General features: G+C 38.3%; 20 protein-coding genes and 2 rRNA genes. 11 read left to right on the forward strand and 11 right to left on the reverse strand.

Annotated features, from left to right (window positions below; genetic code table 11):
* Positions 1–9: 9 nt before the first annotated feature.
* The 3 genes from ND855_RS12125 to ND855_RS12135 form a co-directional block, all read right to left on the reverse strand.
* Positions 10–1,977: a PAS domain-containing hybrid sensor histidine kinase/response regulator gene (locus ND855_RS12125; protein ID WP_265358543.1), complete on the reverse strand. Its 1,968-nt coding sequence runs from the start codon at positions 1,975–1,977 to the stop codon at positions 10–12.
* A gap of 468 nt (positions 1,978–2,445) precedes the next feature.
* A 5S ribosomal RNA gene (gene rrf, locus ND855_RS12130) occupies positions 2,446–2,562 on the reverse strand.
* 56 nt (positions 2,563–2,618) lie between these two features.
* The gene (locus ND855_RS12135) at positions 2,619–3,566 is read right to left on the reverse strand and encodes a hypothetical protein (protein ID WP_265358544.1); all 948 of its coding nucleotides are present in this window, start codon (positions 3,564–3,566) and stop codon (positions 2,619–2,621) included.
* A 214-nt stretch (positions 3,567–3,780) separates the two neighbouring features.
* On the opposite strand from ND855_RS12135, the gene ND855_RS12140 reads away from it, so the two are divergent.
* Positions 3,781–6,117 carry a TonB-dependent receptor domain-containing protein gene (locus ND855_RS12140; protein WP_265358545.1) on the forward strand — a complete coding sequence of 779 codons (2,337 nt, stop codon included), beginning with the start codon at positions 3,781–3,783 and terminating at the stop codon, positions 6,115–6,117.
* Positions 6,118–6,221: 104 nt separating this feature from the next.
* Here ND855_RS12140 and ND855_RS12145 read toward each other — a convergent pair whose 3' ends face one another.
* Both ND855_RS12145 and rrf (ND855_RS12150) read right to left on the reverse strand, forming a co-directional pair.
* A complete protein-coding gene (locus ND855_RS12145) occupies positions 6,222–7,250 on the reverse strand; it encodes a hypothetical protein (protein ID WP_265358546.1) in 1,029 nt (342 codons plus the stop codon).
* An 832-nt stretch (positions 7,251–8,082) separates the two neighbouring features.
* A 5S ribosomal RNA gene (gene rrf / locus ND855_RS12150) occupies positions 8,083–8,199 on the reverse strand.
* A gap of 67 nt (positions 8,200–8,266) precedes the next feature.
* Here rrf (ND855_RS12150) and ND855_RS12155 point away from each other — a divergent pair.
* Entirely contained in the window at positions 8,267–8,755 is a 489-nt protein-coding gene (locus tag ND855_RS12155; RefSeq protein WP_265358547.1) for a GyrI-like domain-containing protein, read from the forward strand.
* On the opposite strand, the gene ND855_RS12160 is transcribed toward ND855_RS12155, so the two are convergent.
* From ND855_RS12160 to ND855_RS12170, 3 genes are read right to left on the reverse strand one after another with little or no spacing between them, the layout of a single operon-like run.
* Entirely contained in the window at positions 8,752–9,168 is a 417-nt protein-coding gene (locus ND855_RS12160) for a hypothetical protein (protein ID WP_265358548.1), read from the reverse strand. The genes ND855_RS12155 and ND855_RS12160 overlap by 4 nt on opposite strands.
* Positions 9,165–9,929 carry a PrsW family glutamic-type intramembrane protease gene (locus ND855_RS12165; protein ID WP_265358549.1) on the reverse strand — a complete coding sequence of 255 codons (765 nt, stop codon included), beginning with the start codon at positions 9,927–9,929 and terminating at the stop codon, positions 9,165–9,167. The genes ND855_RS12160 and ND855_RS12165 overlap by 4 nt, the downstream gene beginning before the upstream one ends.
* Positions 9,926–11,734, reverse strand: coding sequence for an energy transducer TonB family protein (locus ND855_RS12170; protein WP_265358550.1), 1,809 nt, complete (start codon positions 11,732–11,734; stop codon positions 9,926–9,928). Before ND855_RS12170 ends, ND855_RS12165 begins: the two co-directional genes overlap by 4 nt.
* Positions 11,735–11,797: 63 nt before the next feature.
* Between ND855_RS12170 and ND855_RS12175 the strand changes: the two genes are divergently transcribed.
* Entirely contained in the window at positions 11,798–13,198 is a 1,401-nt protein-coding gene (locus ND855_RS12175; RefSeq protein ID WP_265358551.1) for a glycine--tRNA ligase, read from the forward strand.
* Positions 13,199–13,672 carry a GNAT family N-acetyltransferase gene (locus ND855_RS12180; protein ID WP_265358552.1) on the forward strand — a complete coding sequence of 158 codons (474 nt, stop codon included), beginning with the start codon at positions 13,199–13,201 and terminating at the stop codon, positions 13,670–13,672.
* A gap of 14 nt (positions 13,673–13,686) precedes the next feature.
* Here the strand turns inward: ND855_RS12180 and ND855_RS12185 are convergent, their stop codons facing one another.
* Together ND855_RS12185 and ND855_RS12190 are read right to left on the reverse strand one after the other, a co-directional pair.
* On the reverse strand, positions 13,687–15,327 hold the full coding sequence (locus ND855_RS12185; RefSeq protein ID WP_265358553.1) for a TPM domain-containing protein: 1,641 nt from the start codon (positions 15,325–15,327) through the stop codon (positions 13,687–13,689).
* Between the two features lie 56 nt (positions 15,328–15,383).
* Positions 15,384–16,151 carry a TetR/AcrR family transcriptional regulator gene (locus tag ND855_RS12190; RefSeq protein ID WP_265358554.1) on the reverse strand — a complete coding sequence of 256 codons (768 nt, stop codon included), beginning with the start codon at positions 16,149–16,151 and terminating at the stop codon, positions 15,384–15,386.
* A gap of 154 nt (positions 16,152–16,305) precedes the next feature.
* Here ND855_RS12190 and ND855_RS12195 point away from each other — a divergent pair, with 154 nt between their 5' ends.
* The 4 genes from ND855_RS12195 (at position 16,306) to ND855_RS12210 (ending at position 20,299) form a co-directional block, all read left to right on the forward strand.
* Positions 16,306–17,235, forward strand: a complete 930-nt coding sequence (locus tag ND855_RS12195) for an esterase/lipase family protein (RefSeq protein WP_135639251.1) — start codon at positions 16,306–16,308, stop codon at positions 17,233–17,235.
* Between the two features lie 101 nt (positions 17,236–17,336).
* Positions 17,337–18,386, forward strand: coding sequence for a lipase chaperone family protein (locus tag ND855_RS12200; protein WP_265358555.1), 1,050 nt, complete (start codon positions 17,337–17,339; stop codon positions 18,384–18,386).
* Positions 18,355–19,977, forward strand: coding sequence for an apolipoprotein N-acyltransferase (gene lnt, locus ND855_RS12205; RefSeq protein WP_265358556.1), 1,623 nt, complete (start codon positions 18,355–18,357; stop codon positions 19,975–19,977). The genes ND855_RS12200 and lnt overlap by 32 nt, the downstream gene beginning before the upstream one ends.
* 25 nt (positions 19,978–20,002) lie before the next feature.
* A complete protein-coding gene (locus tag ND855_RS12210; protein ID WP_100716339.1) occupies positions 20,003–20,299 on the forward strand; it encodes a hypothetical protein in 297 nt (98 codons plus the stop codon).
* A gap of 122 nt (positions 20,300–20,421) precedes the next feature.
* Here the strand turns inward: ND855_RS12210 and ND855_RS12215 are convergent, their stop codons facing one another.
* A complete protein-coding gene (locus tag ND855_RS12215; RefSeq protein ID WP_265358557.1) occupies positions 20,422–22,422 on the reverse strand; it encodes a helicase in 2,001 nt (666 codons plus the stop codon).
* 115 nt (positions 22,423–22,537) lie between these two features.
* On the opposite strand from ND855_RS12215, the gene ND855_RS12220 reads away from it, so the two are divergent.
* From ND855_RS12220 to feoB, 3 genes are read left to right on the forward strand one after another with little or no spacing between them, the layout of a single operon-like run.
* Positions 22,538–23,842 carry an ABC1 kinase family protein gene (locus ND855_RS12220; protein ID WP_265358558.1) on the forward strand — a complete coding sequence of 435 codons (1,305 nt, stop codon included), beginning with the start codon at positions 22,538–22,540 and terminating at the stop codon, positions 23,840–23,842.
* Positions 23,839–24,072 (forward strand): FeoA family protein, encoded by a 234-nt coding sequence (locus ND855_RS12225; RefSeq protein ID WP_265358559.1) that lies wholly within the window; start codon positions 23,839–23,841, stop codon positions 24,070–24,072. The genes ND855_RS12220 and ND855_RS12225 overlap by 4 nt, the downstream gene beginning before the upstream one ends.
* Before the next feature lie 3 nt (positions 24,073–24,075).
* The gene (feoB, locus tag ND855_RS12230) at positions 24,076–26,148 is read left to right on the forward strand and encodes a ferrous iron transport protein B (protein WP_265359396.1); all 2,073 of its coding nucleotides are present in this window, start codon (positions 24,076–24,078) and stop codon (positions 26,146–26,148) included.
* The last annotated feature ends 24 nt before the right edge of the window (positions 26,149–26,172 follow it).

A 26,172-nucleotide genomic window follows, 5' to 3' on the forward strand; every position in this document is an offset into this window, starting at 1 on the left:
TTTGCTACTCTATTCGAGTTTAGCTGGATTCAAATAATGGTATAAGACTTGGTTCAGTGCCAAAATATCAATCGGTTTGGTCAAAAAATGATCCATACCTACATCAAAACATTTTTTACGTTCCTCGTAGAGGGCACCAGCGGTCAAAGCAATGATTGGGATTTGTTTGTTAGATATGTCATTTCGAATGATAGTCGCCGCTTCCAATCCATCCATTTCTGGCATCTGCACATCCATAAAAATCATTTCTGGTTTGTTTGCACTGACCATTCGAACTGCATCAATCCCATTTTCAGCTACCAACAAATTTGCATTTGGAATGTATTTCAATATCATTCGTTTTAAAAGGTCTCGGTTCATCATATTGTCTTCAGCAATGAGGATACTTGGAGTCACTTCTAAAAGTTTAGATTGGTTTATATTTTCCCAAATTTCCCTCTGGAAGTTTTCATTCTTTTCATCAGTGACAATTGCATTTTTTAATATGAGAGTTTCGATGGAAAAACGAAACTCTGTTCCCTTTCCCTCTACAGAAGAAAATTCAATCTCACTACCCATGAGATCGAGTAGAGATTTTGTGATACGAAGACCAAGGCCAGTGCCTCCAAAACGACGTGTGGAATTGGATTCTCCTTGCCAAAACGATTGGAAAATTTTGGTTTTGTGTGATTCTGGGATTCCAATTCCTGTATCTTGAATGGAAAACTTAAGCTTCATTTTCTCATTCCCAACTAACTCTGGCTCAATCTTGAGTGTTACACTTCCATTTTCGGTAAACTTAACTGCATTTCCAAGTAGGTTAATTAATATTTGCCTAAGCCTAGTTGCATCTATAACAATCCATTCTGGAAGTTGATCCTTTTCTATAAATTCCAATTGGATGTTTTTTTCTTTTGCTTTCCAATGGAGAACACCAAGTGAATCTTTTATGATGTGCTTCAAATTTGAAACAGTTTCATTTAGCACTAGTTTCCCAGCTTCAATTTTAGAGATATCTAATATATCATTAATAATACCTAACAATCCATGCGCGCTACTGATTGCATTTTTTACATATTCTTTTTGATCTGCATCTAATTTCGTTGTCATGAGTAATTCATTAAAACCGATCACTCCATTTAAAGGAGTTCGAATTTCGTGACTCATATTGGCTACAAAATCTGACTTTGCCTGGTTTGCACGTTCCGCATCTTTTTTTGCCTGCAATAAATGTAATTCGGCATTTTTGCGATCTGTAATATCATTGAAGTGAACTACAAAATATAGTGGTGAACCATTCCGATCTCTAACAAGTGAATTTGAAATTTCTATCCATAAAACTTGATTGGATTTTGAGATGTAGCGTTTTTCATAAACGACATCCACATTTTTTCCTTTGAGTGCTGATTCACGGTATTGGTAAAAAATATTCTGGTCTTCTTTATAGGCAAAATCTTTGGAAGCTCTGCCTAATAGTTCCGTTTCATTGTAACCCAACATGAGTTGGAGTTTTTTATTCACACGTAAAAACTTTCCATCTAAGTCGAGAAGGCAAACTCCAACTCCCGCATTTTCAAAACTCATGCGAAATCGTTCTTCACTTTCCGCTAGTTCTTCTTGGATTTTATTTTGTTCAGTAATATCTCTGTTGATGGCAATGACACCGATGGTAGCTCCATCTTTGTCTTTCAAAAAACTAACAGCAGAACGTATTTTTAATGTGGAACCATTTTTAGCAGACTGAAAAACTTCGCCTTGCCAGATCCCTGTTGACTTGAGTTCTGAAATGCTCGTTTCCCTGTCACCTTCCAACATAATTGTATGGAGGATATCATTTGTAGATTTACCAAGGACTTCTTCTACTTTGTAGCCATAAATCCTTTCTGCAGCAAGGTTCCAACTGGTGATTTGAAAATGTAAATCTGTTACGATAACAGCATCATAAAAGTATTGAAGGATGAGTGAAGAATAAGCTTCCTTCGGAATGTTATGATCCATTGTAGATCAATATCGGGGAGTTTTTTATAAAAGTGCAAGCGATTCCTTAAAAATCTCTTCATTCAAGAAAAAACAATTTGTTTCACTTACAAATTAGTAGGAATCCCTATCGAAAATGGGATCTAGTTGGTGATTCAGATTTGCACCGATCCATCCAAAAATCAACTTTATATCAAAACTTCACTTACCTACGAATAATCCTTCCTTAGGAAACAATTAGATATGCTTAATGGATTTATATTTGTACATAAAAAAAGCCAACTTCACAAGTCAGCTTTTCATTATCTACAATCCATTCAGAATCCACCTGGCAACAATGCCGGAGAAAAAAGAGCAAGACACCTTGCTCTTTTTTTGAGGCAGCGACCGCTACTCGCGAGTCGCGGACTGCAGCCGGCTCACACAGAACCCTAAAAATAAAAAAAGCGTTCACTTTCGTGAACGCTCTATCTTACGTTATGAGTGCTAACCCGGCAACGTCCTACTCTCCCATTGAGCGAACCCAATAGTACCATCGGCGATGAGAAGCTTGACTTCCGTGTTCGGAATGGGAACGGGTATGGCCTTCTCTCCATAATCACCAGGAGTAATTACCATTACTTCCAAGTGAGCTGGATTCGCAAGCACATTTTATAGAAAAGTTACAAATTTAAATCGTAAGTGGCTCCAAATTTTAGGCCAGAAACTTCAATTCGGTGTTCGGCCGTTGCGGAAACAAATTCCATTAACGTGCCAAGTGTAGAGAATTGATTCCCATCAAAACTAAGAGCAATTGGACTTTGTGCTTTGGCATTCATATACTCTCTTTCAAAACTTAAGAATAATCGTAATTTTGGAACGACAACAATACTTGCCCCAAAACTTAATTTTTCAGAATTAAACGTATAACCACCATTAGCGTAATTGAATGAGGCCCCCGCATTGGAAACTCGGATTTGTTCCGAACTATACGATCCTGTGGAGTTCAAAAGAAATGGTCCAAAGAGTAAAAAATCTGCAAATAACGTTGCTCGGTCATTCAAATCAAATTCGAATCCTACTCCCAAAAGACCAGAAGTGCCTGTTGTATTTTTTGTATCTTGTCCAAGGTATGCGGGAGCACCAAGTCCCAAATAGGATCCTTCCATTGTTTGGCTGATGCTGCGTAAAACATACTTTGGCAAAATGCGAAAATTGGAAGTGGGAGATAAGGTTACTCCAAAATTGATATCGGAGTACAGTAACCGGTAATCAGCTTCTTTGATGCCAAGTCCCGTAGGATAAAAAGAATTCCATTCATAACCTCTGCCAAATCGATTTAAATGAAGGCCCACAAAGAGATTCGAGAGAATACCGGCATTGATCGATTGGAAATAATCAAAACCCCAATCGTTGATGAGACTCATCCCTTGGTTGTTTTGCCATTCTTGGTTATACTCCGTCCGTACTATATCATTATAGAAATTTCTTTTTTCTAAATCTGTACGAAGGCTTCCTAAAAACAAACCACCTTTGACTCGTAATGTATTACCTTCTACTTTTCCTTGTGCATAAACGGAAGTGGTCAATAGAGAAAACAGGACCAAAAGAAAAACGAATGTTCGTTTCATGAATAGAATTACCTCTCTCATCCAATAACAAATGAAAAGGCAACCACTCAAGGAAATTTTAGAAAGTTTCTATCCCGACATATGTTTGTTTCTCTGTGCTTTGATCCTCCTCTTCACCTTCATTTCTCAAAATGCAAAACGCAGACACCAAACAAAGAAGGCAACTGATGTAAAAAAAAGTAGATCGCGATCCTTTGGAAAAAAGAATGGTTCCATGCTAAATGAAATTGAGAACGAAACTCAAGCCAAGAAGGGGAAAAACCTACTCCTCTTATGTGTCACTTTGATGGTTCCAACCCTCCTATTTTCCCAGGATGAAAAATCACAACCGAACCAGGAACCAAAAGTGGAAGTGCAAGCGAAGGAAGAAACTCCTACCATCCGCGTGAAAGGGAAAAAAGATACAGACCGCGAATTTCTCGGAGATGTAGAAGGCACAAATATCTATTCAGGTAAAAAAAACGAAGTGATTCGATTAGATAAAGTGAATGCGAATTTAGCGATGGGAAACACTCGTCAGGTGTATGCAAAAGTTCCTGGCATTACCATTTGGGAGAATGATGGGAGTGGGATCCAACCAGGAATAGGTGCAAGAGGTTTGTCTCCCAATCGAAATTGGGAATTTAACACTCGTATGAACGGGCATGACATTGCTTCTGATTCCTTCGGTTACCCTGAAGCATATTTTAATCCACCTTTAGAAGCACTAGAAAAAGTAGAGATCATCAGAGGGGCTGGTTCCTTACAATACGGGCCTCAATTTGGTGGGATGGTCAATTATGTGGTGAAAAAAGCTGACCCAACTAAGCCTGTCAAAGTTGAAACCAAAACCACGGGTGGTTCTTTCAACACCCTCAACCAATATAGTTCTGTTAGTGGGACTGTAGGAGATTGGAGTTATTTTGTTTTTTACCAAGGCCGTAGTTCTGATGGATGGAGGGAAAATTCACAGTACAATGTCCAAAATGGATTTGTGAATTTGGCATATAAAGTTTCCGAAAAATTGAAAATCTCAATGGAAATGGCAAAGTCAACTTACTTAAGCCAACAAGCTGGTGGACTCACCGATGAACAATTTCGGATCGACCCAAGGCAGTCAGGAAGGACAAGAAACTGGTTTAGTGCCCCTTGGAATGTTCCAGCGATGAACATTGATTACGAACAAAGTCCGACTGCGAGAACCAATGTTAAAATCTTCGGACTTTATGGAGAAAGAAATTCAGTTGGTGTTGTATCGGCAGCAAATGTTACGGACCCAATCCAACCTCGGACTTTAGAATATAGTCCAAGGCAAATTGATAGAGATACCTATCGAAATTATGGGATGGAAGCAAGACAGATCTTTAACTACGATTTATTGGAAAGAACTCATACTCTTTCATTTGGTGGTAGGTACTTTAATGGGAATACAGATCGATTTCGAAATCCAAATGGAACAACAGGATCTAAATTTGATCTAAGGGAAACCAATTTCACTGGAGTGTGTTATGATGGCACAAGAAATTGTCGGATCGCTGATTTAGAATTCTCTACATTAAATTACGCTGGATTTGTTGAAAATTTATTCCGTATCACTGATGCCCTTTCACTTACTCCTGGTGTTCGATATGAATGGATTCGGTCCACAGCTTCAGGCCGAGTCAATGAATCAATACCAAGCGCATCAAAACCGTTTGGTGGGATGATCCAACCAAAGGAACGTGTTCAAAGACAGGTTCTTTATGGACTTGGTGCACAATACCAAATAACAAAAACAACCAATTTATATGCAAACTATTCACGCGCGTTTCGGCCAGTCGTCTATTCGGAGTTATTTGCACCAACTGCTACCTTAAATGAAGTTGATCCTAACTTAAAAGACCAATCAGGATATAATGCAGATGCAGGATACCGTGGGAAATTTGGACAGTGGATCCAGTTTGACATGAGTGTTTTTGAACTCCGTTATAACAATCGTGTTGGCCAACTTCCAGGACTTCTCCCTGGCCAAGCTAACTTCCAAACGAATGTGGGAGATTCCTTACACAGAGGGGTAGAGGCATACTTAGAAGTTGATCCAATTGTATTACTGACAGAATCACAACCATACGGATCTTTTAGTTTATTCACATCGAGCGCAAATGTGAATGCTCGTTATATCCGTTGGGAAGATCCACGTGTTCTCACAAATCCAGCAAATGCACAAAACTTTTATCGTGTTGGAAAACTTGTAGAAAACGCCCCTTCACAAATCCATCGTTATGGAGTCACATACCATTATAAAAATGTCTTAAGTTTCACGTATTTGATCAGTTATACGGGAGCAACTTATGCGGATGCTGCCAATACAGGTCCTGCTACAGCGAATGGACAAATTGGTCTCATCCCTTCCTATACAGTGAGAGACTTTACGTTTGTTTGGAATTTTCACGAAAATTTTTCACTTCGTGGAGGAGTTAACAACATGACAAACCAAATGTATTTTACTCGTCGTGCGGGAGGATACCCCGGACCAGGGATTTTACCTTCCGATGGGATGTTTTATTTTATTGGCTTAAGTGCTGTATTTTAGTGAACCAATCTTTAACCTATCCTCAGTCCATAATCGATTGAGGATAGGATCTGTTTTTCAACAATTGAAACCAATCCACTCAATGAATCATTGGACTCTTAGGATCAAAACTCAATTGGCATGTACAAAGCAAGGTGAAAGGTTCTAAGTTCATAACTATATCCATTTTCTTTTACAATTGGACCACCAAATGAAACTCTTGCTCTCAGTCCTAAAAATGGGGGCGATTCTAAATACATCATAAATGCAAATTTTGCGACTGCATTCACTCTGACTTGGTTACGCATTAGGCTACTGATGGCAAGTGATTCAACGGCATTAAAACGTCCGCTAAAGTATGCTGCCAAAGCTGTGGTATCTGGTCGTAATAATCCTTGGCTTCCAAGATAATAACCAACTAACTCAAGATTGTTTCCAGTGGATAGATTTGCGACCAAGTAAGTCAGAGTTGGATCAGAATTTGGATTTAAATTCCCTGATACAAATTGGTAAGCACCTAAATTGTTTAGAAACGAATTTCGTCCTGGCCCAGAAAAGGCGATGAGTAAATTCGAAGCAGTATCCTTAAAATCAACATTCCCTCGTAACCGAACATGTGCTGGTCCCATACCAAATCCCAATCGAAAAGTTTCAGGATTCCCGATATAAAAAATGGGAACCAACATAGAATAACTTCCTTCCACATTGGTACCAACATCTTCTGTTACCTTATTACTTTTTGAAGAGATGGAATCTCCATCTGAACTTGATGAATTCGATTCGGAAGAAGAAGATTCAACAGATGCTGATTTAGAGAATATTTTGGGTATCGACTGACGATTGAGATAAAAATTGGAATTATGTAATAGTAAATTCACTCCAAAGTATTTTGAAATTTGGTATTCAGGAGATTTTACATCAAATAACCAAGAGACCCTACCTGGATCATCTTGGACCATTAACGCATCTCGATTTCTACCTTGGATGGATAACGAAACACTCTCCAAAGTTACACCTGGATTGATGGAAACAAAACGGTACTTTGGTTTATCTGGTATGGGGCTGTCCGGAGTTTGCGAAGTATCTTGGCCATACAAAACACTAGAAAGAAAAAATAGGAAGATGAAACATCGGAAATAAATACTTTGATTCATGATTTTTAACAGAATTGGATCAAAATAAAACTAGCGTTATGTTTTGAAAGTGATTTTTAAAACGAAATTCGACTAAAAAGTTCCGATTGTGGAATCAAAAAGCAAACTTACTCCCACCCCCATACACGAGCAAATAATGAGAAAAATGATTCTCTTCACTTAACGGATTCATTTGTGTACATAAAAAAAAGCCAACTTCGCAAGTCAGCTTTTCATTATCTACAATCCATTCAGAATCCACCCGGCAACAATGCCGGAGAAAAAAGAGCAAGACACCTTGCTCTTTTTTTGAGGCAGCGACCGCTACGGCGAGTCGCAGACGGCAGCTGGCTCACACAGAGCCCTAAAAATAAAAAAAGCGCTCACTTTCGTGAACGCTCTATCTTACGTTATGAGTGCTAACAGAGGCAACGTCCTACTTCCACCCCCACCGCTAGTCCGCATCCGCGGGCGAAGAGCCCTGAGCCTTGCTCAAGTAACAGTATCGCCACCCTATTTTTCCTGTGGAAAAATCCTAGCAGGCTTCGGCTTCATATGGAAGCCTCACCCATTTCGCGAACAAACCTTTCCTATTTACTATTGGGTTCACTCAATGGATTTTGATTCGTACATAAAAAAAGCCAACCTCGTAAGTCAGCCTTTCCTCTATCTACAATCCAATCAGAATCCACCCGGCAACAATGCCGGAGAAAAAAGAGCAAGACACCTTGCTCTTTTTTTGAGGCAGCGACCGCTACTCGCGAGTCGCGGACGGCAGCCGGCTCATACAGAGCCCTAAAAATAAAAAAAGCGCTCACTTTCGTGAACGCTCTATCTTACGTTATGAGTGCTAACCCGGCAACGTCCTACTCTCCCATTGAGCGAACCCAATAGTACCATCGGCGATGAGAAGCTTGACTTCCGTGTTCGGAATGGGAACGGGTATGGCCTTCTCTCCATAATCACCAGGAGTAATTACCATGTGTACAGAAGAGAGTGGGAAGTCAAACCATTAAAGAAGAAAAGATTGCGTTTTTTTGGAAAACAAAAAGCATTTCCTTATGGCTGGATTGTCAGAACCACTTGTTCAAACAGAAAAATTTACGGTTATGGGACTTCGTATCAGAACATCCAATGCACCTGGAGATGCGGAAGTCAAAATTCCAGCCACCTATTCGAAATTTTATAAAGAAGACATTCCCAAAAAAATGGAAATGTTACGAAAGATAGATCCTCTGTTTGCAGTATATTCTTCTTATGAATCGGATGAAAATGGTGCTTATGATTTTTTGTTAGGTTATGCTGTAGATCCAAACACAAAACCACTTCCAGGAATGGAACTGATTCAGGTTGCGCCACAAAACGGCCGTTATTTTGCGATTCAACCTGGCCCACCTGAAGAAGTTGTGCCAAAATTTTGGGCTGAAATTTGGAACCATCCCGAAATTCCTAAAATTAGAAGTTTTCAAACAGATTGGGAAGAATATTCGGAAGCAGGGATCCGAGTTTTTTTATCTACTACTTAGATATTTGAACCAAGTTCTGCGATTTTAGTTTCTACACACGAGGATGTTTTGCCAGAACTTCCTTCTTCTAAGGTTTGGTATTGATTCTTTTCTACCTTAACCATTTTCACTTTGATCGAACCACCAATAAAATCCGAAATTTCAGGATCATTTGTTTCCATTAGGGTGAGTGTAAAAGAACAAGGACCATTCCAAACAATTTTTTCTTTGAGATACATTGAATTATATTCTTGCATTTGGTATGTAGCAAATCGTTTAAAACGGGAATTATGACCCGACTGACATTTGTTATCAAAAATGCCTGTTATGAATTTGGAACATTTATTACTGACTGGTTTCATCTGCTTAGGATGTGCAGCATCAATTACTTGTAAAAACAATAGAACAAAGAATAGGACAATCCAATACTTCATAAAACAGGTGCTTCCATTGGTTCAATTTTGTTCGATTGGCTTTTTTTTTCAATTACGTATTCTCGCCAATCGGTAACCACCCAAACCCATATCCCAACAAACATAGCGGTTGAAATCCAAAGTCCAATCGTGGCACCAGGGATGAGTAAAAAATCGACTACACCATGTTGCAAAACAGCAAGTACAAATCCAAACATGATCATCAATCGTTTAGCACTTACATCTTCTTTTAAGTTACTCTTTAATAAGAACATAGAAAAACACAAATTGATCAATAGATGGATATTGGAAGAATGGATGGTTCTTGCGATAAAAAGATTTAATTTTTTTTCTTCAGGTTCACGGAAGATATAATGCGTGTTTTCGACGAAGGAAAATCCCATTGCCACAAATCCAGCGAACAATACAACACTCGGTGAAAATTCTTTTGTTTTGCGATCGTAACCCAAAACAAAAGACAATACCATGATAAAGAATACTTTAAACGTTTCTTCGGTAATTCCTGCTTGGATAAAAGCTAAATGAGCAGTTTGTGTGAGTAAACTTACCTTTTTTTTCGGAGAAAAATCTGTCTCTGGCCAAAGGATGGGTTGTAATCTTAAAATTAAATCGGTGGATAACCAACCAAATACCAAGGCAAAGAGAATCCCGATGACCTCCTGCCAGCCTTTTTTCGGTTTGTAAGCCTTCCAAATGACAACTGCCCATGGAAACACTGTGGCCGCTCCAATCAAATAATCAAAGGCTCCCATTTCTTTCATTCAGGTATCTCTTCCATATAACGGCCGTCAAACAAGTTGATCATTTCTTTTTGTAAGGGAGTAGGAACAAACTCAGGGTCAATGGGTCCGTTCCAAAATAGTTCGGTGACACGAATGTCACTTTTTGTTCCAGGAGGTGGCATAAGTGGTCCTAAACTTTCCACAAGTTGTAAAGTCCTTAAGTCTTGGTCTGGGTAATCGGATGCTTCTACAAGTTCGACATCAATGACATCACCATCTTGTGTGATTGTATAGGCAACTACACTCGAATACGGATGGGGGGCTTTTGCCCAATAGTCCATATAACTTTCAGGAATCCTCATTTTTGCAGAGATATAATTGGAATAAGTGGGAGGGACTTTTTTCCCACGGATTTTTTTGATGTAACCTTTCACAGGTCCGTTATCCGCTACCTTCTCATTGGAAATTTTTTCACCCTTTTCCTTGTTTTCGGTTTCGTTTCCGGTGATAACTCCCCCATTCAATCCTTGCGTATCATCTGGGACATTTGGATCGATGAAATAAAACTCCATCTTTTCAGGCCTGAAGTGGTCATTCTTTTGTGCAGATTGTTCCTTTTTTTTACCACGTTGGATACTAATAGGAATAAGGAAGACCAAACAAAGTAAAACCAAATGAAAGAGTAATGATAAAGGTAGGACGTTTCTAAATCCTTTTCGTAAGCCAGGTTTAAAAAATGGTTCTGATTCACCATCTTTGTCTTTTTTGATTCCTAAATTTTCTAGACTAAATGACTTCTCCAAAATCATTGCAGAGTAAAAATACAATCCAACTAATGCAGCAAGTGAAAATATCGCATACGCAATGTTTTGTGAAGAAATAAAAAAATCTTTGTCAGGGATTCCTGGTTTTAATCCAAAACCAGCGAGGAACTGAATCCCAAAAATCGGACTGAGATAAGAAAATACCCAAACCGCAGAAAATAAGTACAATAACAGAGTTAGGAATAAAATGGGAAATCCACGCCAATATTCATAAACATAAATATGCCCAAACCCAGGTACTATCTGATCACGGAATTTTGCTTTTTGTTTGATGATGAGTTCTAAGCGAAGTGGGAACTTTCCTTCTGTTTTAACAGCTTGTTTCCAACTTTCACGAATACGAATCCCATCCATATAACGAAGATAAGGTTTCGCAAAAAGGGAAGGGATTTTGTTTCGATTAAAACTGAATAATAAAATACAAACTGAGATTGAATAATTAAATACAAACTGGTGAACGTCGTAAAGAGGTGCTAGAGGTGATAAATTCTTTTGTGGGTGTAGCGATTCGGTAATGCATAAAAATAAATACTGGAATACGAGTGCAAGGACGAGCACAAGCAAAATGGTATCAAATTTAGAATCTCGAATTCGCATCTCAGTTCGGATTTGGGAATTTGGGAATTCTCTGTTAACACGAATCTGTCTTACCAATTCTCGTTTCCGATTCCGAAAAAGGCTATGAAGGTAATTGGAAAAGAGGAGAAGGAAACAAACGATAAAAAACCCAAACTTCAATCGGAAGGTTGTTCCATCTTGCGCTAAAAATGCATTGATCATTCCCTCCCATTCCATACTGGAACGATGTAGTAACTCAACAGGGTAAAACAAAATCCAATTGAGAATGTAAACCGCGATGACTGCGATTGCTTTTAGGCGGAGGCGAAATTCCTTAGGGAATGCAAATAGGATACCAAAAGCCAAAAAAGGTCCCAAACTGAAAAGTGGAGAGAGCCAAAGGAAAAACGTTAAGGACTTTTTTGCCCAGGGTGAGAGGTATTGAGAGTTTGCCGAATCCATTCTTTAGTCTTATCTCAAGGAAAATACTTTGAATTTTCATGGAAAACAAAAAATTTGGCGGATATGGCACAGCCGAAAGAGAAAGAAGAACAGTCGCTTAAACCCATAGTCGCAGTCTCCAAGAGAAGAGGCTTTGTTTTCCCAGGATCCGAAATTTACGGAGGCCTCTCCAATACCTTTGACTATGGTCCAAATGGGATTGAAGTCCTTAATAATTTAAAACGCCTTTGGTGGGAGTATTTTGTCCACCGTCGGGACGATGTATTAGGACTCGACTCTTCTATCCTCCTCCACCCTCGTGTTTGGGAAGCTTCTGGCCATATTTCCAATTTTAATGACCCACTGATGGATTGCAAAAAATGCAAAACCCGAGTGCGTGTGGACAAATTTTTAGAGGATAAAGAAGGCGAAGGTGCGGCAACTGGAAAAAGTTTAGAAGAGCTAACAAACACCATCCGAGAAAAAGCCTATGCCTGCCCCACTTGTGGAACCGTTGGTAGTTTCACCGATGCAAGGCAATTCAATTTGATGTTTAAGACTTCTCATGGTGCTTCCGAGGAAGGTGCGACAGACATTTACCTTCGTCCCGAAACTGCCCAAGGGATTTTTATCAATTTTAAAAATGTAACTCAAATTGCGCGGAAAAAAGTTCCCTTCGGAATTGCTCAAATTGGGAAGTCCTTCCGTAACGAAATCATGGCACGCCAATTTATCTTTCGCACTCGTGAGTTCGAACAGATGGAGATGGAATTTTTCTGTGAACCTGGAACGCAAAAAGAATGGTTCAAGTATTGGGTAGACTACTGCATGGATTGGCTTGTGAATGTAGTCGGTTTAAAAAAAGAAAACCTACGAGTGAGAGAACATGAAAAGGAAGAACTTTCCTTTTATAGTGATTCCACAAGTGACATCGAATACAAATACCCGTTTGGTTGGGGAGAACTTTGGGGTATTGCCTCTAGAACCGATTACGACCTAACCCAACACGAAAAATTTTCATCCGAAGATTTAAAATATCACGACTTAGACCAAAAGAAAAAATACCTTCCCTATGTTGTCGAACCAGCACTTGGTCTTAACCGCCTCTTCTTAGCCGTGTTATGTGATGCCTATGAAGAAGAAAAATTAGAAAAAGATGACATTCGAACTGTTTTGCGTTTTGGAAAACGAGTGAGTCCTATGAAGGTGGCGATTTTTCCATTGATGAAAAAAGACGGACTTGATGCCAAAGCAAAAGAAATTTACGCAGATCTCAGAAACCATTGGTATGTTGACTATGATGAAAGTGGTGCGATTGGAAAACGTTACCGTCGCCATGATGAGATAGGAACTCCATTTTGTATCACAGTGGATTACGATACCATGAGTGATGGGACTGTTACCATTCGTGAAAGGGATTCAATGAAACAAGAAAGAATTCCTGTTTCTGAACTCAAATCATACCTCATCCAAAGAATGGTATAGTTGATCCGCGATCTATTAGAATCTGACAGAAACCAAACCATCGAACTCGTGAATCAGTTTTTCCGAAAGGTAAACGAACTCGAGTTAGATGGTCTTTTCCGCATCCGTCCCCGCGCAGCTACCAAATTCACAGATATCTATTTTAAATTGATTGGTACAGGGAAAGTGTACATGCGTGGGTATTTTGTGGAAGAGGAACTAGTTTCTCTTGTGATTGGAAGGATTGAAGAAAAACCCCACCTCGAAGAAGAAAGAAGTCTCTTCATTGATCTTGCTGTCACCAAATTAGGAAAAAAGAAAAAAGGGTATATGACGGAACTCCTCAAAGACGTGGATCTTTGGTGTTTGGAAAAAAACATTCCCGCCATTGAACTTCGTGCCATTTTAAAAAACGAAGAAGCTGTCAAATTCTGGAATAAGTCAGGCTTCGATCCGTTTTACATCCGTTACCGCAAGCGAATTACCAATTCATAAATCATAAACTCTGATTACCAACTTCCAGAACTCCCTCCTCCTCCAAAACTCCCTCCGCCACCACCAGAACTCGATCGCGAGCTAGAACTATAGGCACTCGAAGAACTTCGGTAACTAGACGAAGAACTGGAACTAGAGGAATAAGAACTTCCATCGCTCTCTTCCCATATGGTAATGAAGAAGTGCAGAATGAGTATGATGAAATAGGAAAGAAGAAAGATCCAACCAAAGAAAGAGAAGGAAATCGTCTGACCCAAAATTCGTTCGATCGAAAACCCTAAAGTCCAAACGAAAGAGATGAGCCCATACTTCAAAGTCCTTGCCTTCCAAGATTTCACGTGAATTGATTTTGCTAAGACAAACCCTAACACCAAACAAACAAAGCTTGAAAAGGTAATTAAGACTGTTTCGTAGTTGATAGGCGGAGACAGTTCCTGTCCTTTTGGCAAGGAAAATACAATCCCTCCCACTAGGCATAACCAAACGACCAAAGCAACTGCGTATCGGATGGCATGTTTTTGGAATACAGAAATCGTGAATCCATAGAGGGTAAATAGGATGATTCCCTGGTAGTATAAAATGTAAAACAATCCTTCTTTGTTTAGATACGATTGGATGCTAAACCATAAACTAAGAAGGGCAAGTATGTGAAAAAAAAGTTCACCTGCACTGAGGCCCATTTTTTTTGCAAGTTCCCCAAATCTTTCCTTTAAAACTTCATCTAATGCTAGTTTAATGACAAGTAAAATGAATCCAATGATTCCAAACACCCAAAGGAGAACGAGCCATTCTGCTTGGAACGCATATTGTAAAAATGGAATCCAGAAAAGAAGAGAGAGGATGGCTAACGGATACGAAAACCATTCCCAAATTCCATACAAAAGATATAAATTCAAACAAACAATTCCCAAACAAAAGAAGTAGAACATGGCATCAGGAAGGAAGTAGATGAGTCCAATCAAAAAAACGCTGGCATACAAAACTTCCAACCAAAGTTTTCGTTTGTATTTTTTACCATCCGTCATCACAAAAAAACCGATGAGTGCAACAACAATCACAGCAGTGGCAATGCCTATATTTCTCACCGTATCGTCATTGGAAAAAGCTGTACCAATACCATCTGGATAATTCGTTTGCAAATTGGGATTGGAACTAGCATCACCAAATAGTATCAATGTTATCGCATCATAACCAAGTAGAATCCCGTTTGGAATATCTCCTTTTTTGAATTCGGGAATCATGATGTTTTTGATGATTCGATTGCACAATACGTCTGTTAAAGTTTCCTCTAATCCATAACCAACTTCTATCCTTACCTTACGATCACCTACCGAAAGGAGTACTAGCACCCCATTATCTTTTCCTTTTTGGCCAATTTTTGATCGTTCTGCGACTTGAAGGGAATAAGATTCTAAATTTTCTCCCTCTAAACTTTCAATGATGTATAAAAATACTTGTGCTCCAGTTTTTGATTCGATTTCGGATATAACCGATTGTAAGTGAGCGCTCTGTGTGGAACTCAAGATTCCAACTTCATCCGTGATGGGCGAAGTGAGGAGTTTGGGATCTTTTGCAAAAACTGGTATCAAACAAATGAGATAAACCAAACAAATTGTGAAGAGGAATTGGAAGATCGATTTCGGATTCCATAACATAGGGCTTAGACTCTACCAAATTTTCCGTATTTGGCAAGTAGTGTTTTCGAGAGTATTTATGATTTCAATTTTGCAAGTTTGACCATCCGAAAGATGGGTCCCATTACACTTTTGAACAATGGGAAATTGGAAAGTTTGATGAGTTTAAAAGTAAGATCCAAAGAATCATGGATCATCAATTTTGTGTTTTGAAACGATTTAGATGGATCACTTAACCAAAAGAATAAAATCCCCATTTGTTGCATCCATAGAAGATCAGGGAGAACCTTACTTAAGTCCTCTCGTAATTTTGAATTAGAACTCATCATCGCAAATCGAATGATTCCTACCGCTTCTTCTCGTAAACTCTCACTCTCAGAACTAAATGGTGATAGAGGATAGGTTGGATCTCCAGCTTGTCTTGCAAGGACCTGTAAAAATTTTTTATGATGGGAAAAAAGCTCCAATTGTGTTGTGACGATAAACTTATAACGCGCTTTAAAATCTTTAGTTGTTTTGAAAAACGATTCCGATTGTCTGATCAATTCCTTTTGGGAACTTTTATAAAATTCTAATACCAAATCTTCTTTGGATTGGAAATGGTAATAGGTAAGTCCCAATGAAACTTTGGCTTCCTTTGCAATCATTCGCATTGTTGTTGTCTCATATCCTTCTTTTTGAAATAGGACAATTGCCGTTCGAAAAATCTTTTGTTTGGTTTGTTCCCTTTTTGTGAATGTTTGATTCACCCCTAGTTTGAGTTGTAAGTTCATTGAGTTTGGCATTGTATCGATTGGTCCAATTAAATTGAGAACAGAATGTTCGATTTCCAACAAATTGAACACGTTCAAATTGTTCGTACAACATGTTTCTCTTTTTGAACATGTTCAATTATGACATTTTTTAGCCATTTTTTTATTTGTCATAAAAAAATTTTCTTGCCCCATATAAGTCAAATTGCCACAATTTTATCTTAGAAAATTCAGAGGTGAAATATTTATGATTCGAAAAAGTCTTTTGGCCTTTTTTGTGACTGCCATGATGGCAACCCCAGTTCTTGCGAGTTCTGGTTCTTCTTCTAAACCACTTGCGGGAACCTACCCGATCATTTTATCACATGGCCTTTTTGGATGGGGCGAAAATTCTGGTGGGATCATTAGTATTGTCAACTATTGGGGTGGAACAGATGACTACCTCAGAAGCCAAGGAGCTACTGTATACGCTCCATCAAAAACAGCAGCTAACTCAAATGAAGTGAGAGCAGCCGAATTAAAAGCCGCTATCTTAACTTATGCAGCAGCCACTAACTACTCTGGCAAATTCCATATCCTTGGCCACTCCCAAGGTGGACTCGATAGTCGTTATATGGTTTCCAACTTAGGACTTTCCACTCGAGTGGCAACACTTACAACACTCAATACTCCTCACTATGGTTCACCTATTGCTGATATCATCAAAACTGTCCTTCCAGGTTGGATCCAACCTTTTGTTGCAAGCATTGTAGAAACACTTGTGAAAGTAGTTTATGGTGGAACCAACCAACAGAATGCACTTGCAGCTTTATCTTCTCTTACCAAAGAAGGTTTATCTACATTTAACTCTTACACTCCCAATCAATCAGGTGTGAAGTATTTCTCATATGGTTCTTACATCACTCTTCCTGATTTAATCCAACACCCACTCATGGGAATTTTGCACCCTGCATGTGCTGCTGGTGGACTTTTCCAAGGACAAGGGGCAACAAATGATGGTCTTGTTCCACTTTCTTCTCAAAAATGGGGAACATGGAAAGGAGGTCCTTCCTATGGTATCCTTACCACTGGAGTTGACCACTTACAAGTTTCCAATACACTTCGTTCTGGAAGTTTATGGTATGATGTAGAAGGATTTTATATGAATATGGCTTCCAATATGAAGGCGAACCAATAATCTACTTCTGTTAATTTTTTAGAAAACCTAAGGCTTTGCCTTGGGTTTTTTTGTTTTCAGATCTCATTTTCTAACCTTTACTTTACTTCACCACTATCCCTATGCATACAAAATACCTTCGTTTCGTAAGTTTCGGCGCCATTGTTATTATCTTTGTCATTGTGATGTATCAATTCACAAAACCGAATGATTTTGGATCTTCCGATGAAGAAAATCCAAATGACAAAGCTGAGTCTTTTTTTCGTACCCAAAGTGATGGTTTTTCTGTGGATCCTTTTTATTTAGAATCAGCGAAATCAATTTTTTCACCCGACGGTCAGTTTTTGCGGTTTGACGAGATCATCGCCAAAGCAAAGTCAGGTGATCTAAATTTAATTTCTGAATTATGGAACTTACGGCGGCAATGCCCGGAAGGTAGCACCAGAGAACAATGCCACGAATACATCAAAGCCTTTATCCAAAATGAATATTCTGGTGAAGATGCAAAAAAACTCTTAAATCTCTTAACCAATTATCTGAAATACGAAGAAGCCATGGTGCAATTAGACCCCAGTTCCAAGTCTTTCACCAATGCCGAACGTTACGAACAGATCAAACAACTGAGAAGGAAGTATTTTTCCAAAGAAGATGCAGACTTAATATTTGGATTAGAAGAAGCCACTGCCGATTTTAGTTTTAATCGCAAGAATTTTTTAGAAGAAACAAAAAACCTAAAAGCAGACGAACGAATCCGATTGTATGAAGATTATCGCAAAAAATCCTTTGGTAATTATTACAACGCCGTAGTGAGTCGTGAACCAAAGTATGATAAATTTGAAACTGAGATGGACCTCAGGCAGAATGAGTTGGTCAAACTCTCTGGAACAGAACGTGAATCAAAGGAACGTGAAGTAAGAATTCGTTATTTCGGAAAAGATGGTAACGAACGAATGGAAAAAGTTTTGAGAGAAATGAAAGAAGAGGAAGAAAAAATTTCAAAACTAGAGATTGAAGAAAAAAACTTACTCAAAAATAATCCAAATTTATCAAATGCGGAAAAAGAGAAAAAATTAATGGAACTTCGCATTAAAACTTTAGGTAACAAAGAACTCGCAGAAGAATACTCTCGCCGATTGGAATATGAGAATTCACTCAAAAATTCCGGGAATTAATTTCTTCTTCACATACTTAGCGTTAGCCGCTATATGTTTCGCACTCTCTCTTGAGCCTTTCGGTTTTGTCACCGCAGGGTTTTTGAGTGTATTTTTCATTCTCCTTGTAACAAAAGAAATCATTCGAGTGGGAACATTCCGTTTTGCGATTCTTTGTACAGTTCTATTTTCCTTTTTGGTCACTTGCACATCTTTTTATTGGATGTGGAATGCGATAAAAAATATTTCAGCACAAGGATACTTTGTCACATCCATTCTATTTTTATTGTACGCGATCCTATCATTTTATAAAATTGGAATGGTATTTGTTTCTGCTTATTTGATTCACAAATATCGTTTGGTAGGTGAAACAAAGTTTTATCTTTTGATTTTCCCTTCTCTTTTCCTAATTTCTGATTGGATCTGCCCAATGATATTTCCAGTGTATTGGGGTGATCTGTTCCGAAACCAAATCCTTTGGCGCCAGATGGCACGTTTTGGTACTGAGGTGCTTGGTGTAGTTTCAGTTGTATCAGTATCTTTACTTTACCTGATGGTGAGCCGTAAAATTTCCAATTGGAAAGAATCAGTTATATACTTGGCTCCGATTCTTTTCATTTTCTCTACCAATCTATATTTTTTGGCAGAAACGATCCCATCAGAGAAAAATCTTCATATGGTTTTAGTCCAACCAAACACACCATATGCGAAAAATGAAATCAGAGAAAACTTTGATTTTATGACAAAAACCTTACAAGATGTGTATAATCTTTCAGAGGAAGCCATACGAAATGCTCCTAAACCAATCGATGTGATTGTTTTACCTGAATCTTCCATTCCTTTTTTAGGTACCTTGGCATCCGATCATACAAACTCAACGTATAGCCAAAGTTTTGTAGACATCACAACAAATCTTGTCAAAAAAGCAAATGCACCACTACTTTTTAATGAACTCGTCTGGGATCAAGGATCCAGAAATTCATTTAGCACCTTGCATCCGATCACCTTACAAACTGATAGGCGATACAAACATATCCTATTGCCATTTGGAGAATACCTTCCCTTCGAAGATACATTGCCTTTCTTAAAAGGCTTATTCCCAGAAGTAAGCCACCATATTCCAAACAATGAATTTACTTCTCAAACCGTTCAAACCAAATCCAATGAATCTGTGGTTTTGACACCTCTCATTTGTTATGAAGTTTTGTATCCAGAATTTGTCAGAAGTATGGTAAAACATTCCCCTTCAGAACTGATCATCAATCTCACAAATGACTCATGGTTTGAAAGCCATACGGAAACAAAACAACACGCTGGCGCTGGAAGGTTACGAGCCATTGAATCAGGAAGGCCCTATATTCGAATGGCTGTATCTGGAATGACAACAGCCTATGATCCCTGGGGAAGAGAGATGATGGGGGAGTTACCAGTCTTCCAAAAAGCAATTGCCTACTTAGATGTGATGACCGTTTCCACTCATAGAGAGACACCTTATTTACAAATTGGCCCCTATCCTTGGAGGTTCATGGCTCTTTTTAGCTTATTTTTTGCATTTTTCACGAGTCCTAGAGCATTCCACTCGTATAAAAAGAAAAATGAAATTGAAATTTAGCATAGGATAGAAAGGCTATTCGAATATGGAATGGGAAAAAATACTTCGCGATGCAGTCAAAGAAAACTCAATCAAGGAGTTGTATCTTAGAAAGGTACCATCGTTAAAGACTTGCGAAGATTGGAATAAGGTAGTTGAAGTGGGAACTGTTGACCACAAAACGAAATATGCTTACTACAAGGGTGGGCTTGTGAAATATGGAGAACGTTTGTTCTTTGTCACTCAAGAAAGATTGGATGCTGTATCCCCTTTTCGCAAATGGGATTTTAAAAACAAAATCAAAGTCACTGATCCAGAAATGACGGCTGGTGAAAAAAAGTAATCGATACACCGAATTGATTCTCCTTCTACCAAACAGAAGGCAAAAAAAAGACCAACAATCGTTGGTCTTTTTTTTTGAATGGTTCTAATGCGAAACCATACTCGATGGATGAAGGAAAAGTTTTAACGATTCAAACGAATGATCATATTGAGTTTTTCAGCAATGGCAATCACTTCCATTACTTTTGATTTTTCAATAATGATCCCTGTTGGACTCACTTCTTCTAATACAAATTTTTTCCCTTTGATCTGACCAAGTAGAAGTTCCATCACTTGAGAATCTTTTGTTCGGAGGAGAACCGAGTCTTCTGTGATCGTTACAATTGGTAAATTGTTTCCCCAATCATCAAGTAAGAAGAGTAAGTTTTGTGCAAGATCCGCTTTTGAAGACTCACGTAGGAAATGAATGAAGGTTTCTTTATCGTAACCCAGTAATATTCCCAATTGGAAACTATCTTTGGTCAGTAAGAACGTATAAACACGATCATAATCTTTGAGCTCACAAAAGGCTTTGAGTAAATGAATTCCATGCAAAGAAACACGGTCAGGGAACGCAATGATCGAAAAGTCTGGGTTGATGGTAATCCCACCCTTTTCTGTTACCGTTACCAGTGGCTCATGGTTGAAGTAATGTAGACCTAGTTCTGATAAACTGAGATTCCTTTGAGGGTATTCAACTTCGATGAGACCAAATAATTGTAAGTAAAAAATAGCTGAGATGATCTCTTTTCTGAGATCTGCCAAATCTTCTTCATACGTTTTGATTTGGAAGGTAGGAGAAAATACCAAATGGTCACGAATGATATGGGAAAAAATCACTGAGGTATTAATTTTTCCGTGTGCCATAATGAGTTTTACAGTTTTATCCAAAATTCCTTTTTCATAAAAAGGAACTTCAGTAGCCGTAAACACTTCTGGTGGATTTAACCTACGAGTCCTTGCTTCATTCACTTCATGAATGACAAGTTTCATGATTTCAAAAATGTCTTTTTTTAAAAACTCATCTGTTTCTTGGATAAGAATTACATTTTCACCTTTGATATCTACATAACCTAACAGTTTTAAGATGGGGAGAATGAGTTCAATTTGATAAACTTGGCTTTTTTCTGGGAAAATTTCAATGTCAGGTGATAAAAGCTCTGTTTCAGTTCTTTTATGATCCGCTTGTTTGATTTTTCCTGATTTTGCTAGGTTCAAACCTTTTCTAGAAATATAAGAAATGAGTTTTTTTACGTTTAAGAAAAAATCGAGTCCATTTGCAGAAATTTTTTCCTGACGAACACGAGTTCCTTTTTTTACGGGAGGTAAAATAGGTGAAAACTGTAAATGATCGAGAATTTCTTTTGGAATGACAATCACACGAATGAATTTGTCTTCCACATAATACAAATCTCGAACTAAATAAAGTGCTGTTAGGTGAGGAATCGTTTGTTCAAACTTCCCACGATTGACAGTGATATAATTGCGGATGGTTTCGGCTTCAATCACACCACCGTGGATGTAAATTTGGTGTAATATATCTTTATCAAAATCAGAAAGTTCATCGATCAGTTTTTGTAAAACTTCAGTACTGAGTGCATTTTTTAAAAAGGTTTCAATGTGTTCGCCTTTTTTTGCACCGACTGCTTCTTTCCATTCCTCTGGAAGTTCCGCAAGGGTTGCTTTGTGAAGAGTTTTCTCAATGGAATACTTAAACTTCTCACCCTTAGGATTTGTTTCTACTTTGATGAGTTTTTGGTATTCATCATAGGTATGGTATTTATCTAAATTATTAGTAAGACGTTCGCGGTTTTTTCTTTGGTATAATAAATAATACTTTCGAAGAACGTTGAGTTCCATCTCCACGTTGATGGGAGGGATGTTGACCTTTCTCGAGATTTCTCCGAGGGTCATCACTCCTTTGTTTTTCAAAATAGAGGTGAGGATGTTCACTTGGAGTGGAGTGAACTTTTCCAAAACACCTTTTAGGTAAAATTCGTTTTGGAAAATCTCCATGAGACCCAAAATGGTCGATTTTTTGTCCTTTCCTGGGATCTTTTGGATGTTCCAAAGGCTTGCGATTTTTTTGATCTCATTGAGATCGAGTTTCTCTAACTCTTGGTACAGGACAGTTTCTTGGCTCATGGGTGCGATTTGATAAGTTTTTGGTTGGGACCTAATCCTGCAACTCTATTTCAATTGTAGGTTCGGAGTCCATTTTGTCGTTTCCAATCCCCAATTAGGTCGCAAATTAGGGCTTATGGACTCATTTTCCGAAATTGTTTCTTTCGGTCTCCACTCAAGCCTTCGTGTGGCCCATTCCAGTTTTGTGTTTTCTACGAGGCTCCTCGGAATCCTTACCAAACTGGCAAAAGGAAACCCAAACCATAGAGAAATCGCAATCTCTCTCAGAGAAGCCTTCTCGCAACTCGGTGCCACTTATATCAAACTGGGTCAATTCATCGCAAGTGCCCCATCTCTTTTTCCCATCGAGTATGTGGAAGAAATGCAAGCCTGTCTTGATTCCGTAAGACCCGTACAATTCCGTGAAATCCGATCTTCTGTCGAACGGGAGTTAGGTGGAAATTTGGAAACCCTCTTCCATAGTTTTGAAGAAACTCCTCTTGCCTCAGCTTCGATCGCCCAAGTCCATGCGGCAGTCACAAAAGAAGGCCTTGACGTGGTTGTCAAAGTACAAAGGCCCGATGTCCACTTAACCTTAAAAACCGACATGCAGATTTTAGGAATTCTCACGAAAGTTTTAGAAGTCATTGCCCCTGAATTTAAAAAATCGGGACTTACTGCGATGTTCCAAGAATTCCAAACTTCGATCTTACAAGAGATAGATTTTATCCAAGAAGCAAAAAACATCGAAGAGTTTGAAACTTATCTTTTAAAAGCAAAAGAAACAAGGGCAAGAGTTCCTCGAGTGTATCATACCCTTTCTACCAAAAAAGTTTTAACCATGGAACGTTTTTACGGAGTTCCCATCACTGATGAAAAAGGGTTAAAACAGTTCACAGACAACCCAAGAAAGGTATTGAGTGATGCGCTAGAAATTTGGTTTTCTTCTTTATCCAACCAAGGTTTTTTCCATGCAGATGTCCACGCTGGCAATTTAATGATCCTGAAAGATGGAAGTATTGGTTTTATTGATTTTGGAATTGTTGGAAGGATATCACCTAAAATCTGGCGTGGCCTTATGTTATTCACACAAGGAATTGGAATTGGAGAACCAACACTCGTAGCCAAAGGACTTGTTGAAATGGATTCAACGGATAGTGGAGTGAATCCAACTCTACTAGCCAAAGAATTAGATTCTGTATTCAATGAATTAGAATCTGTCTATGTACATTTAACAGAAAACGAAATGTTTGATGAATCGAAGGTGAATCGAATCATGTTCGAAATGAAGGAAATTGCCGAAAAAAATGGATTAAAAATTCCAAGAGAATTTGCCCTCCTCATGAAACAAATGTTATACTTTGATCGTTACGTAAAATCCATGGCTCCTGAAATCAATTTATTTCGAGACTCTCAAAACTTTGTAATTGGGAAATCATGACATTACTCGATTTACACGAAGGTGATTCTGCTGTCATCCAATCCATTAATATGGAGCAATTGCCAAAACAAATGCTCACGGAACTTTTGGAACTAGGCTTTTTTCCTGGTGCTGAAATTCGATTGAAGACCAAATCGAAGTACCTTGGTAAACTAATCTGCTCACTTGGTGGAACCACAATTGGGCTTCGAATGAAAGACGGAGAAGCGATTTTACTAAAAACCAAATAAATGATGAAAGAAAAAAACATTTACCTAGTCGGGAATCCTAATTGTGGGAAAACCACATTATTCAATCAACTCACTGGCCTAAAACAAAAAACAGGAAACTTTAGTGGAGTCACTGTTGAAAAAAAAGAAGGTTTCGTTTCTTTACCAAATTTAGAACTAAAAATTACCGACTTACCAGGAACATACGGTCTTGGTGGAATCGCAGAAGATAAAAAAATTGCGTACGAAATTTTACTCAAAAGAAAAGAAGATGAAGTAGTCATTTACGTTCTTGATGCTCTCAATTTAGAACGAGGATTACAATTTTTATTACAAATCATCGATATGGGTGTACCTACTTTGGTTGTTCTCACCATGAAAGATGTTTTAGAAAAAAAACGAATCCAATTTGATCTGAATTCGCTAAAACAATCTTTAGGATTAGAAATTGTTCTCGTAAATGCAAAATCGGGAGAAGGAATTTCAGAACTAAAAAATCTACTCTCAAATGATAATTCTTTTCGAAAACAAAAACGCCTTTGGGAATGGGAACCAAAAGAAGAATCCTTATTTACCAAACTCAAAAAACAACTCAACATCAATACCAACGAAGCAGAATTCTTTTTATCACAAGCCTTAAAATATTTGAATGGCGACACACACTTACAAGACAATCGATACCTAAACCAATTCCCAAACTCCACCAAACAAATCCTATCCGAAGAATTGCAATCAAACAAATACCAGTTTGGTTACCAAGAAGAGATGATCCATAGATCCATATTGATTAAAAAAATCATATCAGAGACGATTTTATCTCCTATTGCGAAAAATGGTGGTTGGGGAGAAAGATTGGATTCTATTTTTTTACACCCCATTCTTGGATTTTTTTGTTTTTTCCTTTTGATGGGAATTTTATTCCAAAGTTTATTTACGTTTGCAGAAATCCCAATGGATTTAATTGAAGTAGGAATTACTCAATTACAAGAATACATATCAATGTATCTAGCAGATGGACCATTTCGTTCCCTCCTCGTTGAAGGTATATTAGGTGGAGTTGGTAGCGTGGTTGTATTTGTCCCTCAAATTGCCCTTCTTTTTTTATTTATTGGAATCCTAGAAGAATCTGGTTATTTGGCTCGTGCTAGTTTTCTCATGGATAGACTTATGGGGAAATTTGGTTTATCGGGAAAATCATTTATCCCTCTACTCTCTTCGGCTGCTTGCGCTGTACCTGCCATCCTTGGAACAAGAACGATTGAGAACAAATCAGACCGATTAACAACTATTATGGTTTCGCCACTCATCATGTGCTCAGCCAGATACCCAGTTTATATTTTGATTGTAGGCACAGTATTTAGTTATCCGCCAATCTTCGGTATTTTCAATGTCCAAGGCTTTGTTTTATTTTCCATGTTCTTTCTAGGAATGACGGTTAGTTTTGCGTTTGCACTACTCTTTAGAAAAACTGTCTTCAAGGAAAATGCATCTTACTTTGTGATGGAACTTCCGAGGTATAACATTCCCTCATTCAAAAGTTTATTCTTCACTGTGTATGGTAAGGTAAAATCGTTTTTAGCAACAGCGGGCCAAATCATTCTTTATATTTCTGTCTTATTATGGTTTTTAAGCCATTTCCCAGCGGAATATAAAGAGAATGTTTGGAAAACTAGCCCCATTGAAACTTCCTATATCGGACGTGTGGGTAAGGTAATGGAACCTGCCATTGCACCCATGGGATTTGATTGGAAAATCGGAATTTCGATCCTCACTTCTTTTGCTGCAAGAGAGGTGATGGTATCCACCTTAGCCGTATTATACGGATCGGAAGAAGAAGGTGAAGAATCCGAATCCTTACGAGAAACCTTAAGATCTGATCGAAAGTCCGATGGTAGTTTGGTCTGGACACCCCTCACCGGAGTTTCCCTACTTCTCTTTTTTGCCTTTGCAAGCCAGTGTATGTCGACTCTTGCCGTCACCAAAAAGGAAACAGGAAGTTTGTTATGGCCTACTGTGCAGTTTTTGTATATGACCACACTTGCCATTACAAGTTCATTTCTGGTTTACCAATTAGGAAAAATTTTAGGATTTGTTTAATCTGCCGACAATGAAATCTAGAGG

Origin of the sequence: Leptospira paudalimensis (assembly GCF_026151345.1) — a bacterium.
GTDB lineage: Bacteria > Spirochaetota > Leptospiria > Leptospirales > Leptospiraceae > Leptospira_A > Leptospira_A paudalimensis.

Coding starts and splice junctions, on each gene's coding strand:
- ND855_RS12125 (WP_265358543.1), bottom strand. CDS start 1,977: ATGGATCATAACATTCCGAAGGAAGCTTATTCTTCACTCATCCTTCAA.
- ND855_RS12135 (WP_265358544.1), bottom strand. CDS start 3,566: ATGAAACGAACATTCGTTTTTCTTTTGGTCCTGTTTTCTCTATTGACC.
- ND855_RS12140 (WP_265358545.1), top strand. CDS start 3,781: ATGCTAAATGAAATTGAGAACGAAACTCAAGCCAAGAAGGGGAAAAAC.
- ND855_RS12145 (WP_265358546.1), bottom strand. CDS start 7,250: ATGAATCAAAGTATTTATTTCCGATGTTTCATCTTCCTATTTTTTCTT.
- ND855_RS12160 (WP_265358548.1), bottom strand. CDS start 9,168: ATGAAGTATTGGATTGTCCTATTCTTTGTTCTATTGTTTTTACAAGTA.
- ND855_RS12165 (WP_265358549.1), bottom strand. CDS start 9,929: ATGAAAGAAATGGGAGCCTTTGATTATTTGATTGGAGCGGCCACAGTG.
- ND855_RS12170 (WP_265358550.1), bottom strand. CDS start 11,734: ATGGATTCGGCAAACTCTCAATACCTCTCACCCTGGGCAAAAAAGTCC.
- ND855_RS12175 (WP_265358551.1), top strand. CDS start 11,798: ATGGCACAGCCGAAAGAGAAAGAAGAACAGTCGCTTAAACCCATAGTC.
- ND855_RS12185 (WP_265358553.1), bottom strand. CDS start 15,327: ATGTTATGGAATCCGAAATCGATCTTCCAATTCCTCTTCACAATTTGT.
- ND855_RS12195 (WP_135639251.1), top strand. CDS start 16,306: ATGATTCGAAAAAGTCTTTTGGCCTTTTTTGTGACTGCCATGATGGCA.
- ND855_RS12200 (WP_265358555.1), top strand. CDS start 17,337: ATGCATACAAAATACCTTCGTTTCGTAAGTTTCGGCGCCATTGTTATT.
- lnt (WP_265358556.1), top strand. CDS start 18,355: ATGAGAATTCACTCAAAAATTCCGGGAATTAATTTCTTCTTCACATAC.
- ND855_RS12210 (WP_100716339.1), top strand. CDS start 20,003: ATGGAATGGGAAAAAATACTTCGCGATGCAGTCAAAGAAAACTCAATC.
- ND855_RS12215 (WP_265358557.1), bottom strand. CDS start 22,422: ATGAGCCAAGAAACTGTCCTGTACCAAGAGTTAGAGAAACTCGATCTC.
- ND855_RS12220 (WP_265358558.1), top strand. CDS start 22,538: ATGGACTCATTTTCCGAAATTGTTTCTTTCGGTCTCCACTCAAGCCTT.
- ND855_RS12225 (WP_265358559.1), top strand. CDS start 23,839: ATGACATTACTCGATTTACACGAAGGTGATTCTGCTGTCATCCAATCC.
- feoB (WP_265359396.1), top strand. CDS start 24,076: ATGAAAGAAAAAAACATTTACCTAGTCGGGAATCCTAATTGTGGGAAA.